The 16,841-nt window shown below is 65.6% G+C and carries 13 protein-coding genes; 8 read left to right on the top strand and 5 right to left on the bottom strand.

What is annotated here, in order from left to right; translation table 11 throughout:
- Window positions 1-22: 22 nt before the first annotated feature.
- The 4 genes from N0B28_RS05450 to edd form a co-directional block, all read right to left on the bottom strand.
- Window positions 23-1,441, bottom strand: coding sequence for an ATP-binding protein (locus N0B28_RS05450; protein ID WP_078479989.1), 1,419 nt, complete (start codon window positions 1,439-1,441; stop codon window positions 23-25).
- 43 nt (window positions 1,442-1,484) lie between these two features.
- Entirely contained in the window at window positions 1,485-2,240 is a 756-nt protein-coding gene (locus N0B28_RS05445) for a response regulator transcription factor (protein ID WP_054915080.1), read from the bottom strand.
- An 88-nt stretch (window positions 2,241-2,328) separates the two neighbouring features.
- The gene (locus N0B28_RS05440; RefSeq protein WP_088514582.1) at window positions 2,329-3,294 is read right to left on the bottom strand and encodes a glucokinase; all 966 of its coding nucleotides are present in this window, start codon (window positions 3,292-3,294) and stop codon (window positions 2,329-2,331) included.
- A complete protein-coding gene (edd, locus tag N0B28_RS05435; RefSeq protein WP_058541439.1) occupies window positions 3,291-5,117 on the bottom strand; it encodes a phosphogluconate dehydratase in 1,827 nt (608 codons plus the stop codon). Before edd ends, N0B28_RS05440 begins: the two co-directional genes overlap by 4 nt.
- A 252-nt stretch (window positions 5,118-5,369) precedes the next feature.
- On the opposite strand from edd, the gene gap reads away from it, so the two are divergent.
- The 7 genes from gap (at window position 5,370) to N0B28_RS05400 (ending at window position 13,424) form a co-directional block, all read left to right on the top strand.
- Window positions 5,370-6,371 carry a type I glyceraldehyde-3-phosphate dehydrogenase gene (gene gap, locus N0B28_RS05430; RefSeq protein WP_043860383.1) on the top strand — a complete coding sequence of 334 codons (1,002 nt, stop codon included), beginning with the start codon at window positions 5,370-5,372 and terminating at the stop codon, window positions 6,369-6,371.
- 164 nt (window positions 6,372-6,535) lie between these two features.
- Window positions 6,536-7,054, top strand: coding sequence for a sigma-70 family RNA polymerase sigma factor (locus tag N0B28_RS05425; RefSeq protein ID WP_058541438.1), 519 nt, complete (start codon window positions 6,536-6,538; stop codon window positions 7,052-7,054).
- A 67-nt stretch (window positions 7,055-7,121) separates the two neighbouring features.
- Window positions 7,122-8,081 (top strand): FecR domain-containing protein, encoded by a 960-nt coding sequence (locus N0B28_RS05420; RefSeq protein ID WP_054915084.1) that lies wholly within the window; start codon window positions 7,122-7,124, stop codon window positions 8,079-8,081.
- A gap of 119 nt (window positions 8,082-8,200) precedes the next feature.
- A complete protein-coding gene (locus tag N0B28_RS05415; protein ID WP_058541437.1) occupies window positions 8,201-10,804 on the top strand; it encodes a TonB-dependent receptor in 2,604 nt (867 codons plus the stop codon).
- A gap of 141 nt (window positions 10,805-10,945) precedes the next feature.
- Window positions 10,946-11,554: a biliverdin-producing heme oxygenase gene (locus N0B28_RS05410; RefSeq protein ID WP_043860379.1), complete on the top strand. Its 609-nt coding sequence runs from the start codon at window positions 10,946-10,948 to the stop codon at window positions 11,552-11,554.
- A gap of 62 nt (window positions 11,555-11,616) precedes the next feature.
- Window positions 11,617-12,030: a YbaN family protein gene (locus N0B28_RS05405; protein ID WP_043860378.1), complete on the top strand. Its 414-nt coding sequence runs from the start codon at window positions 11,617-11,619 to the stop codon at window positions 12,028-12,030.
- A gap of 35 nt (window positions 12,031-12,065) precedes the next feature.
- Entirely contained in the window at window positions 12,066-13,424 is a 1,359-nt protein-coding gene (locus tag N0B28_RS05400) for a CoA transferase (RefSeq protein ID WP_275730760.1), read from the top strand.
- 94 nt (window positions 13,425-13,518) lie between these two features.
- On the opposite strand, the gene arcD (N0B28_RS05395) is transcribed toward N0B28_RS05400, so the two are convergent.
- Window positions 13,519-14,946: an arginine-ornithine antiporter gene (gene arcD / locus N0B28_RS05395; protein WP_054915087.1), complete on the bottom strand. Its 1,428-nt coding sequence runs from the start codon at window positions 14,944-14,946 to the stop codon at window positions 13,519-13,521.
- A gap of 441 nt (window positions 14,947-15,387) precedes the next feature.
- Here arcD (N0B28_RS05395) and arcD (N0B28_RS05390) point away from each other — a divergent pair, with 441 nt between their 5' ends.
- Complete coding sequence (gene arcD, locus N0B28_RS05390) at window positions 15,388-16,815, top strand: arginine-ornithine antiporter (protein WP_054915088.1); 1,428 nt, start codon at window positions 15,388-15,390, stop codon at window positions 16,813-16,815.
- Window positions 16,816-16,841 lie beyond the last annotated feature (26 nt).

The following is a 16,841-nucleotide window of genomic DNA, read 5'->3' as shown; positions in this document are numbered from 1 at the left end:
GTAACGAAGGGATGCGCGAATGTCACCGACCTGTGACATTCACCCGCTGGCCCGCACTGCGCGGCAGGCTCAGGGTGACCCGCAGGCCGCCTTCGCGCAGGTTGCGCAGGCTCACCTCACCGCCGTGGCTGTGGGCGATGTTGCGCGCGATGCCCAGCCCCAGCCCGTAGCCCTGCTGCTGGCCGGCCAGGCGCACATGTGGCTCGAACACCTGTTCCTGGCGCTGCTCCGGCACGCCGGGGCCCTCGTCGTCCACCTGCAGCACGAAGCCGGTGGCACTGTCGATGATGCGCAGGTGCGCACGCTCGCCGTACTTGAGCGCGTTGTCGATCAGGTTGCCGATGCAGCGCTTGAGCGCCAGCGGCTTGCCCGGATACGCCGCCAGCGCCCTGCCCTGCACGGTGACGCGCGCACTGGCCAGGTAGGGTTCCACCAGGCAGTCGAGCACCTGGTTGAGGTCGATGGGTTCGATGTTCTCGTGGATGTCGGTGTCCTTCACGCACTGCAGGGCGCCCTTGACCAGCAGCTCCAGCTCGTCCAGGTCACGGCCGAACTTGTGTTGCAGCTGTTCATCCTCCAGCAGCTCGACGCGCAGGCGCAGGCGCGTGATCGGCGTGCGCAGGTCGTGGGAGATCGCGCTGAACAGTTGGCTGCGCTCGGTCAGGTAGCGGCTGATGCGTTCGCGCATGGCATTGAAGGCGCGCCCCACCTCCACCACTTCGCTGCCGCCGCCCTCCACCTCCGGCGGCGCGTCGGCGCCCAGCGACAGCTCCCGCGCCGCGCGTGCCAGGCGCTTGAGCGGACGGGTCTGCCAATGCACCAGCAGGCCGATGAACAGCAGCAGAAAGAAACTGGTCAGTGCGATGAACCCCACCTGCTGGCGCGGCAGGCCCTCGGCCTCGAGGCTGGTGTAGGGCTCGGGCAGCAGCGAGGCGATGTACAGCCATTCGCCCTCGCCCAGGCGGATCTGGGTCACCAGCACCGGCGGGTTGACCGGCTCCAGGGTCAGCGAGTAGTGCGCCCAGGAGCGCGGCAGTTCATCGAGCTTGAGCCCGCTGTTGAACAGACGCAGTTGCTCGGGGCCGACGAACTCCACCGAGATTTCCATCTGCTCGCCCAGGCGCTCGTGCAGTACCTGCTCGAACGCCTCGATCACCGCCTGCTTGCGCGGGGTCACCGGCAGCACCTGCATGTCCAGCGGCCGGTCATTGAGCGACACCACGAAGCGCGTGCCCCCCATGCTGCGCAGCTGGTCCAGCACCAGCGGCCGGTAGGCCAGCGGCAGCGAACGAAAGTAACTGACGCTGGCGGTCATCGAATGCGCCAGGCTGCGCGCGCTGGCCAGCAGCCCTTCGAGCTGGCTGGCGCGCAACTGCGACACCCAGATCACGCTGGACAACCCCTGGGCCGCCGTCACCACCAGCAGGGTCAGCAGCAGCATGCGCCCCAGCAGCGAGCGTGGCAGCGGCAGGCGCCAGCGCCGCTCAGTGCGCGGGCGCAACACTGGCCGCCAGCAGGTAGCCGCTGCCGCGTACGGTGCGGATCAGTCGCGGAGGTTTTTCGGTATCGCGCAGACGCTGGCGCAGGCGGCTGACCGCCATGTCGACGATACGGTCCAGGGGCATCGGCTCGCGACCACGGGTGGCATTGCCGATGGTGTCGCGGTCGAGGATCTGTTGCGGGTGGTCGAGGAACAGCTTGAGCAGGGCGAAATCGGCGCCAGACAGGATCACCTCTTCGCCGTCGCGGTGGAACAGGCGGTGGCTGACCGTATCCAGGCGCCACTCGTCGAAGGTCAGCACGTCACCGCCGGGGCGTTCATGCATGAAGCCGGCGCGGCGCAGCAGGGCCTTGATGCGGGCTTGCAGCTCGCGGGGGCTGAAGGGTTTGCCCAGGTAATCGTCGGCGCCCAGTTCCAGGCCGATGACGCGATCGGTTTCGTCGGAACTGGCGGTGAGCATGATGATCGGCACCCGCGCCTGACGCGGATGCTGTCGCACCCAGCGGCACAGGCTGAAACCGTCTTCGTCGGGCAGCATCACATCGAGGATCACCAGGTCGGCGCCGTGTGTGTCCAGAGCCTGGCGAAAACCCTGGCCATCGGCCTGGGCCTGCACCTGGAAGCCGCATTTGCTCAGGTAGGCCTGCAGCAGTTCACGGATGTCCTGGTCGTCATCGACCAGCAGAATCGACTTGGTCACGGTTGTTGTCCTTGTCAGTGCATTCCTTGGCGGCCCCATCGCGGGTCAAGCCCGCTCCCACAGGTACGGCATCGAACCTGGTGGGAGCGGGCTTGACCCGCGACAGGGCCCGGCCAGTCACTCCAACTCAGGCGTGCTGGGCCAGTGCCTGCTGCAACGCCACTCCCGCCCCTTCCAACCCGGAATACTCCGCCGTCACCAGCCACACCGGCACCCCTTCAAGGTAGGCGCTCATGCAGCCCTTGTCGGCAAAACTCGCGGCAAAGCCGCTGCGCAGGAACAACTCGGCAAAGCGCGGAATCACCCCGCCCACGATGAACACCCCGCCACGCCCGCCCAGGGTCAGCACATTGTTGCCGGCCACCCGCCCCAGAAAACGGCAGAACTGCTCGATCACCTCCAGCGCCACCGGGTCGTCGTGCAACGCCGCGTCGGTGATCTGGGCCGGCGTGCCCAGCGTGGGGGCATGCCCGTCCAGTGCACAGATGGCGTGGTACAGGCGCAGCAGCCCGCCGCCACTGAGCACGGTTTCGGCGCTGACGTGGCCGGTGTCCAGCGCGATCGCCTGGCGAATCGCCGCCTCGCGTGCACTGCCCACCGGCAGATCGACATGCCCGCCCTCACCCGGCAGCGCCAGCCAGCGCTGCTCGCCCAGGCCAAGCAAGGTCCCGACACCCAGCCCGGTACCCGGCCCGATCACCACCGCCGGACGGGTGGTGTCCGGGGTGCCGGCGCACACATTGCGCACTTCATCCGGCTGCAGGCGGGTCATGCCCAGCGCCATGGCGGTGAAGTCGTTGATCAGCAGCAGGTGCTCGACCTGCAGGTTGGCGCAGAATGCCTTGCGGCTCAGGCGCCAATGGCTGTTGGTGAAACGAAACTCATCGCCGCTGACCGGCCCGGCCACCGCCAGGCACACCGCCGCCACCTCGCCCTTGGCCAGGCCCTGCGCGGCCAGGTACACGCCGATGGCCTGCTCGGGGCTGGTGTAGTCAGCCGTGGGGAACACCTGCACCGCGTGCAGCGCGTTGTCGCGCCACAACGCGAAGCGGGCATTGGTGCCGCCTATGTCACCGACCAGTGCGACCTTCATTTGAAGTTCTCCAGGGCCGAGGTGAAGGCGCTGGCGCCCTGCTCGGCCGAGCTCAGCGCCACGCGCAGGAAGCCGAACAGCTCGCGCCCGCAGCCCAGGTCATTGCCCAGCGGCGCTGCCGGCAGCTCGCGAGCGGCCAGTTCGGCCGGCTCGACGCGCACCTGCAAGGTGCCGGCCACGCCGTCCACGCGCACGATGTCGCCATCGCGCACCCGCGCCAGCGGGCCGCCATCGAACGCTTCCGGGCACACATGAATGGCCGCCGGAATCTTGCCCGAAGCTCCCGACATGCGCCCGTCGGTCACCAACGCGACCTTGAAGCCGCGGTCCTGCAGCACACCCAGGAACGGGGTCATCTTGTGCAGTTCGGGCATGCCGTTGCAGCGCGGGCCCTGGAAGCGCACCACGGCGACGAAATCGCGCTCCAGCTCGCCGGCCTTGAACGCATCGGCCAGTTCCTGCTGATCGTGGAACACCCGCGCCGGGGCTTCGACCACCTGGTGCTCGGCCGCCACCGCAGACACCTTCATCACCCCACGGCCAAGGTTGCCTTGCATCACCCGCAGGCCGCCCTCGGCGGAGAACGGTTTGGCCACCGGACGCAGGATGCTTTCGTCAAGGCTGGCCTCGGGGCCTTCGCGCCACACCAGCCTGCCGTTGTCCAGGAACGGCTCCTGGGTATAACGGCGCAGGCCGGGGCCGGCCACGGTGTTCACGTCCTCGTGCAGCAACCCGGCATCGAGCAGCTCGCGGATCAGGAAGGCCATGCCGCCCGCCGCCTGGAAGTGGTTGATGTCGGCCTTGCCGTTGGGGTACACGTGCGACAGCGTTGGCACCACCTCGGACAGGTCGGCCATGTCCTGCCAGGTCAGCTGGATGCCGGCCGCCTGGGCAATCGCCGGCATGTGCAGGGTATGGTTGGTAGAGCCGCCGGTGGCGTGCAGCGCGACGATGGAGTTGACCAGCGACTTCTCGTCGACGATCTCGCCCAGCGGCATGAAGTTGCCACTGGCCCTGGTCAGGCGCGTGACCTGCTGCGCGGCCTCTACGGTGAGCGCATCGCGCAGCGGCGTGTACGGGTTGACGAACGAGGCACCGGGCAGGTGCAGGCCCATCACTTCCATCAGCAACTGGTTGGTATTGGCCGTGCCGTAGAAGGTGCAGGTACCGGGGCTGTGGTAGGACTTCATTTCCGACTCCAGCAGCTCTTCGCGACTGGCCTTGCCCTCGGCGTAGCGCTGGCGCACGTCGGCCTTTTCCTTGTTGGAGATACCCGAGGGCATCGGCCCGCCCGGCACGAACAGCTGGGGCAGATGGCCAAAGCGCAGCGCCCCCATCAACAGGCCCGGCACGATCTTGTCGCAGATACCCAGCAGCAGCGCCGCGTCGAACATGTTGTGCGACAGCGCAATCGCGGTAGACATGGCGATCACTTCACGGCTGGCGATGCCCAGCTCCATGCCCGGTTCACCCTGGGTGACGCCGTCGCACATGGCCGGCACCCCGCCGGCAAACTGGCCCACCGAGCCGATTTCGCGCAGCGCCTGCTTGATCTGCTGGGGGAAGTGCTCGTAGGGCTGGTGCGCCGAGAGCATGTCGTTGTAGGCCGAGACGATGGCGACGTTGGCCGCGTTCATCATGCGCAGGCTGTGCTTGTCGTCGCTGCCGCAGCCGGCCACGCCATGGGCGAAGTTGGCGCATTGCAGCTTGGCGCGCATCGGGCCGTCGCTGGCCGCCCCGCGAATCAACTGAAGGTAGCGCTCGCGGGTAGGACGGCTACGGGCGATCAGCCGTTCGGTGACCTCAAGAATGCGCGGATGCATGTACTGGACTCCAGGCTAAGGGGCAGCAACCTCTGCGGCGGTTTCCCTTACAAACGATTGCGACCTAGGCTCAAGGCAGGGGCGCGAATGTAGGTGGGTAACGGCTTGGCCGGTCACTCGTTGTAGATTGAACAAAATACTGCCAGCAAAAAGGCTTGTTTTCTATTTTTTTACGAATAATCTTGTAATTCCAACAACAAAATCAGATTCAGGCTCTTTCCGGGGCTCAGACAGTCTGCCAGAGGTAGCTCCATGACATTACGTATCGCAATCAATGGTTTTGGCCGCATCGGCCGCAACATTCTTCGCGCACTGTATACCCAAGGCTACCGTCAGGACCTGCAGGTCGTCGCCATCAACGACCTGGGCGACAGCTCGATCAATGCGCACCTGCTCAAGTACGACAGCGTGCACGGGGCATTCGATGCACAGGTTCACAGCGATGGCGAGAGCATCACGGTCAACGGCGACCGAATTGCCGTCAGCGCGATTCGCAACCCCGCCGAGCTGCCGTGGCAGGCGCTGGGTGTGGACGTGGTGTTCGAATGCACGGGCCTGTTCACCGAGCGCACCCGGGCCGCGGCCCATCTTACTGCCGGGGCACGCAAAGTCATCATCTCGGCCCCCGGCAAGGGCGTGGACGCAACGGTGGTGTACGGGGTCAACCACGACATCCTGCGCCCCTCGCACCAGATCATCTCCAGTGCTTCGTGCACCACCAACTGCCTGGCGCCGGTGGCGCAGGTACTGCACCGCGAACTGGGCATCGAACAGGGCCTGATGACCACCATCCATGCCTACACCAACGACCAGAGCCTGACCGACGTGTACCACAGCGACCCGTACCGGGCGCGGGCGGCCACCCAGTCGATGATCCCGAGCAAGACCGGCGCAGCCGAGGCCGTGGGCCTGGTGTTGCCGGAACTGGCCGGCAAGCTGACCGGCATGGCCGTGCGGGTGCCGGTGATCAACGTGTCGCTGGTGGACCTGACCCTGAACGTGACGCGCGAGGCCAGCGTGGAAGAGGTCAATGCGCTGATGAAAGAGGCCAGCCAGCACTCGAAGATCCTCGGTTACAACACCCTGCCGCTGGTGTCGTGCGACTTCAACCACAACCCGCTTTCGTCGATCTTCGACGCCAATCACACCAAGGTGGCCGGCAAGATGCTCAAGGTGATGGCCTGGTACGACAACGAATGGGGCTTTTCCAACCGCATGCTGGACAACTGCCTGGCGCTATGGGAGGCGCGATAGTCTCAAGTCTCAAGCCGCAAGCTTCAGGCGGCAGGCAAGCCGGGGGGTAAGCCTGCTTTTCCTCCTGCCGCCTGGCACTGAAAGCTTGCCGCTGCTTTTCCCCCTTGACCAACAGCATTGATGATAAGCATTATCATTCACTGAAATCCCGGTCAGGTATCGCTGTGAGTCAGTCCCGCTTCAACGCCGTCTTCCTCGCCCAGCGGGTCACCCTGCTACGCACCCTGCAGCGCATGGTCGACAACCCCAGCACCGCCGAAGACCTGCTTCAGGAAACCTACCTGCGCGTCACCCGCGCCCTGGGCGAACGCCCCATCGAGCACCTCGAACCCTTCGTGTTCCAGACCGCCCGCAACCTCGCCCTGGACCACCTGCGCGCCCGCCGCGTGCAAGCCCGCACCCTGCTCGACGATGTGCCCGAGGCGGTGCTGCACAACGTGGCCGCCAGCCACGGCAGCGCCGAGGACGCCACCCACGCGGAGCAGTTGCTGCGCCGCCTGAGCACCTCGCTGGGCGAGCTCAGCGCCCGCCAGCAGCGCATCTTCATCCTCAGCCGATTGCACGGCGCCAGCTATCTGGAAATCGCCGAACAACTGAAGGTGTCCGCCAGCACGGTTCAGAAGGAACTGAAACTGATCATGGCCATCTGTGTAGGCGTAGCCGATCGTCTCAATCGCGATTGAGCCTGCTTGCCTCACATGCCGATACACTTGATCATTACCTGATACACAAGCATGCCAAGGACCCTCCGTGACCGACAGTGCCCCTGACCGCCCTGCGCCGCCAGACCCGGCTGCCTGCGACAGCGCCATGGACCAGGCGCTGGACTGGCTGATACGCCTGCAATGCGCCACGCCCGAAGACACCCGGGCCTTCGAGGCCTGGCTCGAGGCCGACCCGGCCAATGCCCCGGCCTACGTGCAGGCCGAAGCCCTGTGGCACGGCGACAGCGTGCGCGCCGCCGCGCTGCAGCTGCAGCAACGCCAGCGTCCCTCGCGCCTGGCCCGCCTGCGCCCGCACTGGAAGCCGCTGGCCACCGCCGCGGTGCTGCTGGTGGGTGTGTTCACGGTCGGCAACCTGCCCATGCGCCTGCAGGCCGATCACCTGACCGTGGTCGGCGAGCGCCAGCGCCTGGAACTGCAGGACGGCTCCAAGGTACTGCTCAATACCAATTCGGCGTTCTCCAGCAACATCAACGACCGCCAGCGCATCGCCCGGCTGTACCAGGGCGAAGCCTACTTCCAGGTCCCCGGCGGGCAGCAGCCCTTCGAGCTGCGCGCCGGGCCGTTGCGCGCCAGCGTGCGCGACACCGATTTCGCCGTGCGCTACCTCGACGGCCAGGCACAGGTGCGGGTGCAGCGCGGCGACGTCGACCTGCTGGGCAACAGCGACCAGCGCATCCGCCTGTCGGCCGGCGACAGCATCAGCCTCGGCCCCAACGGTTTCAGCCAGCGCGAGCGCCTGGACGGGCAAAAGGACCTGGCCTGGATCGAGGGCCGGCTGGTGTTCGAGAACTGCCCCCTGAGCCAGGTGCTGGCCGAGTTGGGGCGCTACTACCCGGGCTGGATCATCAACACCAGCGAGCGCCTGCAGAACGTCGCCGTCACCGGCAACTACCGCCTCGACCAACCCCTCGAAGCGGTGCGCTCGCTGGCCCACATCACCTCCGCACGCCTGCAGGAGTACCCGGCGCTGGTGATTCTGAACTGAATCGGAATCTTTTTTTACGCGATGCCCCGTGGTCACACGTCTCGTTATAGCCAATGCAACTGATTCTTATTTTTGAATCGGCCGCACCTATAACATTCGCGCGACAGGGAGCGCTTTCGATGTCCAGAGGTTTCACTCGCCGGTCTACCGTCTCCACCCGCACAGCGGGCCTGCAACGTTGCACGCTGTCGCTGCTGACCCTGGCCATGCTGGCCGGCGGCGTCTGCAGCCTGCCGGCGCTGGCCGCCGAGCCCGCCCAGGCAGCCAACCCGCGCATGGGTGACTACCGCTTCGCCATTGCCCAGCAGCCGCTGGTGTCGGCGCTCAACGCGTTTACCGCCGTCACCGGCTGGCAGGTGGGGTTGTCCGCCGAGCTGGCCGAAGGTGTCGCCTCGCCAGGCGTGCGCGGCTCGATGCCGCCCGAGCAGGCCCTGCGCCAGATGCTCGCCGGCACCCAGCTGAACTACCGCAAGCTCAGTGCCGGCAATGTGGTGATCGAGCGCGCCGCCTCCAACGCCATCACCCTGCAGCAGGTGACCGTCAGCGCCACCCGTACCGCGCAGGACGTGAACCAGGTGCCAAGCACGGTGAGCGTGCAGACCCGCGAGCAGCTGGACCGCAGCAACGTCAACACCATCAAGGACCTGGTGCGCTACGAGCCAGGTGTCTCGGTCAGCGGCGTCGGCCAGCGCAGCGGCCTCAACGGCTACAACATCCGCGGCATCGATGGCGAGCGCGTACTGACCCAGATCGATGGCGTGTCGATCCCCGACAGCTACTTCTACGGCCCCTACGCCCAGACCCAGCGCAACTACGTCGACCCCGAGATCGTCAAGCGCGTGGAGATCCTGCGCGGCCCGGCCTCGGTGCTGTACGGCAGCAACGCCATCGGCGGCGCGGTCAGCTACTTCACCCTCGACCCGGACGACATCATCAAGCCGGGCAAGGACGTGGGTGCACGCCTCAAGGCCGGCTACAGCTCGGCCGACGAGAGCTGGCTGACCTCGGCCACCGTGGCCGGGCGCGAGGGCGATTTCGACGGCCTGCTGCACCTGAGCCAGCGCAACGGCCACGAGACCGAGTCCTACGGCAGCCACAGCGGCGATGGCCTGGCGCGCACCGAGGCCAACCCGCAGGATGCGCGCACCACAAACGTGCTGGCCAAGCTGGGCTGGAACTACGCCGACGACGCGCGGCTGGGCCTGACCTACGAGCGCTACAAGGATGATCGCGATACCAACCAACTGAGCGCAGTGGGTGGGCCGTTCATTCCCGGCTTTGGTGCCTCCAACTCCTACCGCGTACGTACCGGCAACGACACCGTCACCCGCGAGCGATTTGCCATCAACCACGAATTTGCCCTGGGCAGCCTACTGGCCGACAACATGAAGTGGAGCCTGAACTACCAGATCGGCAAGACCGACCAGCGCACCGAAGAGGTGTATGCGGCCAGAGGGCGCGAGGTGTTCCGTGATCGCCAGACCCTCTACCAGGACCGTCAGTGGGTACTCGACGCCCAGCTCGACAAAGCCTTCAGCCTTGGCGATACCGAACACCTGCTGACCTACGGCACCACGCTCAAGCAGCAGAAGGTCACCGGTTCGCGCAGCGGCACGGCAACCTGTCTGAATGTGGGCGGTACCTGCCGCGCCGTTGGCGATGCCAGCCCTGGGGACGCCCAGGTCAAGGTCAGCGACTTCCCGGACCCGACCATCAACACATACAGCCTGTTCGCCCAGGACGAGATCCGCTGGAACGACTGGACTTTCCTGCCGGGTGCACGCTATGACTACACCCGCCTCAAGCCCGACATGACCGACGAGTACCTCGGTGCACTGGGCAGCGCCAACAGCGTCAATGACGCCGAGAAGAAATGGCACCGCGTCTCGCCCAAGCTGGGTGTGACCTACGCCTTCAACGACAACTACACCTGGTACGGGCAATACGCTGAAGGCTTCCGCACGCCGACGGCCAAGTCGCTGTATGGTCGCTTCGTGAACCTGGCAGGCGGGTATACCGTGGAGCCGAACCCGAACCTGGAGCCGGAAAAGAGCAAAAGCTACGAAACCGGCCTGCGCGGCAACTTCGATGCGGGGCACTTCGATGTGGCGGTGTTCTATAACAAGTACCGCGACTTCATCAACGAAGACGCCGTGCAGTCGTCCGACCTGGGCAACACCTTCGCCGCCAACAACATCAAGCACGCGACCATCAAGGGCGTCGAGTTCAAGGGCCGCCTGAGCCTGGCGCCTTTTGGCGCGCCAGAGGGCCTGTATGCTCAGACCTCCCTGGCCTATGCCAATGGCCGCAACGACGACACCGGCCAACCGCTCAACAGCGTCAACCCGCTGACCGGGGTGTTCGGCCTGGGCTACGAACAACGCGACTACGGCACCCTGCTCAGTTGGACCGTGGTCAAGCGCAAGAACCGCGTCGATGACACCAACTTCTTCGCCCCCGACGGCAGCAGCGGCCGCTTCCGCACCCCGGGCTACGGCACGCTGGATCTGAGCGGGTTCTACAAGGTTACAGACGACATCACCATCAATGCCGGGGTGTACAACCTTGCCGACAAGAAGTACTGGCAATGGGATGACGTGCGCAGCTACGCCACCGTGGGCAAGGATGGCCTGGGTGAAGCGGCGGTTACCCAGCCGGCCAATCTGGACCGCCTGACCGCACCGGGGCGCAACTTCGCCATCAACCTGGTGTGGGATATCTAGACGCTACGCCGGCAAGGCCGGCTCCCACAGGGAGCTGGCCTGCCGGCGAATGGCCCGCAACCTTTTTTACTATTTCCACGCCCCTCATTCGTCTAGTTACTAACGTCTAGTCACCCGCTCACCATTTCCCAAGGATGCCCCATGACCGCAACCGCCGAACGCCCTGCCCTGCGCTCGCAGCGCCTCAACCAGCTCACCCATGCGCCGCACAGCGAGCTCGATGCGCTGGTCAAGTCCCATGCCCCCTTCGACACCCGCGAAAGCTTCGCCCGTTTCGTGGTCGCCCAGTACCTGTTCCAGTCCGAACTCCAGGCGCTGTACAACGACCCGCAACTGATCGCCATCGTGCCCGACCTGGCCGAGCGCTGCCGCGCCGAACAGGCCCGCCTCGACCTCGCCGACCTCGACACCGCAGTACCGGCCGCCTTCCCCGGCGCCGTGCACAACCCGAGCCTGGGCGCCGCCATGGGCTGGATATTCGTCTCCGAAGGCTCCAAACTCGGCGCCGCGTTCCTGATCAAGCGCGCCGTCGGCCTGGGCCTGTCGGACAGCTTCGGTGCCCGTCACCTGGGCGAGCCGGCCGGTGGTCGCGCCGAGGGCTGGAAGCAGTTCACCCGCATCCTCGATGGCCTGGAGCTCAGCGCCGAAGAAGAAGCGGCCGCTGAACAAGGCGCCGTGGCTGCGTTCGAACGTTTTACCGAGTTGCTCAAACACGCCTACGCCACCGCGCCCAAGGCCGAGCTGGCCTGATGCGTGCCGGGCCGGCCAGCCGCGCTGGCAGCCGGCCCTCACCTGTGCAGTCAATGGACCCCATGACCCGCCCATCCACCTCCAAGCTGTCCCGCGTGCTGTTCGGCCTGCTTGCCTATGTAAGCCTGGGCATCGGCCTGGTGGCCATCGTGATCCCCGGCCTGCCGACCACCGAGTTCATCCTGCTCGCGGCCTGGGCTGCCACGCGCAGCTCGCCGCGCCTGAGCGCCTGGTTGGAAAACCACCGGTTGTTCGGGCCGATCCTGCACAACTGGCGCAACGGCAAGGTGATTCAGCGCCGGGCCAAGGTCAGCGCCACGCTCAGCATGCTGCTGTGCGCCGGCCTGATGCTGGTGTTCATCGGCCTGCGCTGGCCGGTAGGGCTCGCCATCGGCGGCATGGCCCTGGGCAACCTGTGGATCTGGTCGCGCCCCGAGCGCGTGCCTGCCGCCCCGCATTTGACCAATCAGCCCTGATGGTCTGCAATGGCCCACCAACGGGAGGGCCAACCATGAGTCATGTTCTCAACAGCATCGTCAGCGCCCTGGGGTTAGCCCAGGATGCGCTTGAGCACCTGCACCTGCACACTGCAGGAGCCCTGCCATCGACCTTCGAAGTCACCGAACTGGCCAGTGCCAGCATTGCCGCCACGGGCCTGGCCATCGCCGACCTGCTCGCCGGCCAGACCGGCACGCGCCCCGGGGTGCAGGTGGACCGACGTCTGAGCTCCCTGTGGTTCGCCACCAGCATTCGCCCCCAGGGCTGGAGCCTGCCGCCGCTGTGGGACGCCGTGGCAGGCGATTACCCGACCCGCGATGGCTGGATCCGCCTGCACACCAATGCCGCGCATCACCGCGCCGCTGCCGAACGGGTGCTGGGAGCGGTACACGACCGCGATCAGATGGCCCGGCGGGTTGTCGAGTGGGAGGCAGAGGCGCTGGAAACTGCCGTGGTGGCTGCGGGCGGATGTGCCGCGCAGATGCGCAGCTGGCAGCAATGGTCGGCGCACCCGCAGGGCATGGCGGTCAATGCCGAGCCGCTGATCGATCGCAAGGCTGGGCCGGCTGGCGAACTCAAGGGCTGGACCGGCACCGCGGCGCAGCCGCTCAAGGGGGTACGCGTGCTGGACCTGACGCGCATTCTTGCCGGACCCGTTGCCAGCCGCCTGCTGGCGGGGTTCGGTGCCGACGTGTTGCGCATCGATCCGCCGGGCTGGGAGGAACCCTCGGTGGTGGCCGAGGTGACCTTGGGCAAGCGCTGCGCGCGCCTGGACCTGCATGCTGCAGAGGACCGCGCCGTGTTCGAAGGCCTGCTGGCAGGTGCCGATATCCTCCTGCACGGCTACCGCGCCGACGCGCTGGAGCGCCTCGGCTATGGCGCCGAACAACGGCGCAGGCTCAACCCCGGGCTGATCGATGTCAGCCTCAATGCCTATGGCTGGAGCGGCCCGTGGCAGCATCGTCGCGGCTTCGACAGCCTGGTGCAGATGAGCAGCGGGATCGCTCGCGAGGGCATGCGCTGGCGTCAGGGCGAGCGGCCGGTGCCGTTGCCGGTGCAGGCCCTGGACCATGCCACCGGCTACCTGATGGCGGCTGCCGCGATCCGTGCACTGGATGAGCGGCTGCGCAGCGGCTGTGGCGGCTCGGCGCGTCTGTCGCTGGCGCGCACGACCAAGCTGCTGGTGGACCAGGGCACGGTGATCGAGGACTTGCCGTTGGCCGGCGAAACCGAGGCAGACCTGGCCCCGGCCGTGGAGCAGACGCCGTGGGGGCCGGCCAGGCGCCTGCAGGCGCCGTTGCAGGTGCAAGGCGCGCCGCTGGTATGGGCGCGGGGGGCTTGCGAGCTGGGGTCGGCCGAGCCTCGCTGGTGACCGCCAGAGGCTCTTCGCCGGCAAGGCCGGCTCCTACAGAAGGTCGCACCAACCTGTAGGAGCCGGCCTTGCCGGCGAACACCTCGACACCGCTCTAAAGCGTCAACCACCCCGCATACAACGCATACGCCGCCACCCCCGCCCCCACCAGCACCGCCGCGAAAATCAGTTTCTCCCACCCGGTGAACAGCGGCTGCCCCTGCTCGTGCTTGGCGCGGTAGAACAGGATCACCCCCGGCGCGTACAGCAGCGCCGACAGCAGCAGGTACTTCAGCCCCCCGGCGTAAAGCAGCCAGATCGCATACACCAGCGCCACCCCGGCCACCAGCAGGTCCTTGCGCCGCGCCCCGGGGTGGCGCTCATAGGTTTCCCCGCGCAGGGCCAGCAGAAACGCATAGGCCGCCGACCACAGGTACGGCACCAGGATCATCGACGACGCCAGGTAGATCAGGCTGGTGTAGGTGCCCGCAGAGAACAGCGTGATCAGCAGGAACAGCTGGATCATGCAGTTGGTCATCCACAGCGCATTGACCGGCACATGGTTGGCATTCTCGCGGGTCAGAAACCGCGGCATGGTCTTGTCGCGGGCGGTGGCGAACAGGATCTCGGCACACAGCAACGCCCACGACAGCAGCGCCCCCAGCAGCGACACCGCCAGCCCCAGGCTGATCAGCAGCCCGCCCCAGGGCCCGACGATATGCTCCATCACCGAGGCCAGTGACGGGTTCTGCAAGCCGGCAAGCTCCGGCTGGGTCATCACCCCCAGCGACAGCACGTTGACCAGCACCAGCAGCGCCAGCACCCCGAGAAAGCCGATCACCGTGGCCTTGCCCACGTCCGAGCGCCTTTCGGCACGGGCCGAATACACGCTGGCGCCCTCGATGCCGATGAACACGAACACGGTCACCAGCATCATGTTGCGCACCTGGTCCAGCACCCCGCCGAACTTGGGGTTGCTCAGCCCCCAGATGTCACGGGTGAAGATATCGGCGCGAAACGCCACCGCCGCGATCACGATGAACATCACCAGCGGCACCACCTTGGCCACGGTGGTCACCAGGTTGATGAACGCCGCCTCCTTGATGCCGCGCAGTACCAGAAAGTGCACCGCCCACAGCAATAGCGAAGCGCAGGCGATGGCGATCGGCGTGTTGCCCTCCCCGAACACCGGAAAGTAGAAGCCCAGGGTGCTGAACAGCAGCACGAAGTAGCCCACATTGCCCAGCCAGGCGCTGATCCAGTAACCCCAGGCCGACGAAAAGCCCATGTACTCGCCAAACCCGGCCTTGGCATAGGCATACACACCCGAATCGAGCTCGGGCTTGCGGTTGGCCAGGGTCTGGAACACGAACGCCAGCGCCAGCATGCCGACGGCGGTGATGCCCCAGCCGATCAGCACGGCGCCGACGTCGGCCCGCGCGGCCATGTTCTGCGGCAGCGAGAAGATACCGCCACCGATCATCGAGCCCACCACCAGCGCGACGAGCGCACCCAAGCGCAGTTTCTGTCCTGGTTCGGACATGCAGTTCCCCTTTTCGTCCCGCGTTGTCATGGTGCTGTTACACACTAGGCCTAAATATAAGCACAGCCCTGACGTTTATAGTGGATTGTCTTCAAAACTATAACCTTCATAACTAGTACGTCTATGCCGAGGCGAACTAAACAGTGAGTTTTGCGTACCCCATCTACTTCATCAAGCAAACAAGATCTTTTCTCGTCAAAAATTTGCTAAACCCGTAAAAGCGACTAGCTTCAAATCTCGCAGCCATTCAGAGCGAATGCTCTAGAAAAAGGCTGGAGGTGCCATTGCACAAGGCTTGCGGGGTGTCGGCGAGGCGCCGGCTGCAGCGCTTCAAGTCCTTCAACAACAATGGAATGTATCAATGAACTGACCTGAATCAGCTCTCGTCACGCTTGCTGGATTTATTCTGGCATCTCTCTTCTCCTGGAATGGAGTTATCCAATGTCAGACACTCCCGGAAAACTACGACTGGGTGCGTTAGTCGCACTTGTAGTGGGTTCCATGATCGGCGGCGGTATCTTCTCGCTGCCGCAGAACATGGCCGCCAGCGCCGATGTCGGCGCCGTGCTGATCGGCTGGGGCATCACCGCCATCGGCATGCTGACCCTGGCCTTCGTGTTCCAGACCCTGGCCAATCGCAAACCTGACCTGGACGGCGGCGTATACGCCTACGCCAAGGCCGGCTTTGGCGACTACATGGGCTTTTCGTCCGCCTGGGGCTACTGGATCAGTGCCTGGCTGGGCAACGTGGGCTACTTCGTGCTGCTGTTCAGCACCCTGGGCTACTTCTTCCCGATCTTCGGCGAAGGCAACACCCCGGCGGCGATCATCGGTGCCTCGATCCTGCTGTGGGCAGTGCACTTTCTGGTGCTGCGCGGCATCAAGGAAGCAGCGTTCATCAACCTGGTCACCACCGTGGCCAAGGTCGTGCCACTGGCGCTGTTCATCCTGATTGCCCTGTTCGCGTTCAAGCTGGACATCTTCACCGCCGACATCTGGGGCACGATGAACCCGGACCTGGGCAGCGTGATGAACCAGGTGCGCAACATGATGCTGGTCACCGTGTGGGTGTTCATCGGCATCGAGGGCGCCAGCATCTTCTCGGCCCGCGCCGAAAAACGCTCCGACGTGGGCAAGGCCACCGTGATCGGCTTCATCACCGTGCTGTTGTTCCTGGTACTGGTGAACGTGCTGTCGCTGGGCATCATGACCCAACCGGAACTGGCCAAGCTGCAGAACCCGTCGATGGCCGCCGTGCTCGAGCATGTGGTCGGTCACTGGGGCGCGGTGCTGATCAGCGTCGGCCTGATCGTCTCGCTGCTGGGGGCCCTGCTGTCGTGGGTACTGCTGTGCGCCGAGATCATGTTCGCCGCAGCCAAGGACCACACCATGCCGGAGTTCCTGCGCCGCGAGAACGCCAACCACGTGCCGGCCAACGCCCTGTGGCTGACCAACGCCATGGTGCAGATCTTCCTGGTCATCACGCTGTTCTCGGCCAGTACCTACCTGTCGCTGATCTACCTCGCCACCTCGATGATCCTGGTGCCCTACCTGTGGTCGGCGGCCTATGCGTTCCTGCTGGCACTGCGCAGCGAAACCTATGAACAGGCCCTGGCCGAACGCAAGAAAGACCTGATCATCGGCGGTATCGCACTGCTCTATGCCATCTGGCTGCTGTACGCCGGTGGCGTCAAGTACCTGCTGCTCTCGGCCCTGCTGTATGCCCCTGGCGTGGTGCTGTTCGCCAAGGCCAAGCGCGAGGTGGGCCAACCGATCTTTACCAACGTGGAGAAGCTGATCTTCGCCGCCGTAGTCATTGGCGCCCTGGTGGCGGCCTATGGCCTGTACGACGGCTTCCTGACTCTGTAACCCCCCGTATTCGCAACTTGGAGGAA

This window comes from Pseudomonas sp. SD17-1, assembly GCF_029201585.1.
GTDB classification, from domain to species: domain Bacteria; phylum Pseudomonadota; class Gammaproteobacteria; order Pseudomonadales; family Pseudomonadaceae; genus Aquipseudomonas; species Aquipseudomonas palmensis.
The sequence above is the reverse complement of the archived record's forward strand: the minus strand, read 5'-3'. Positions and strand labels throughout refer to the sequence as shown.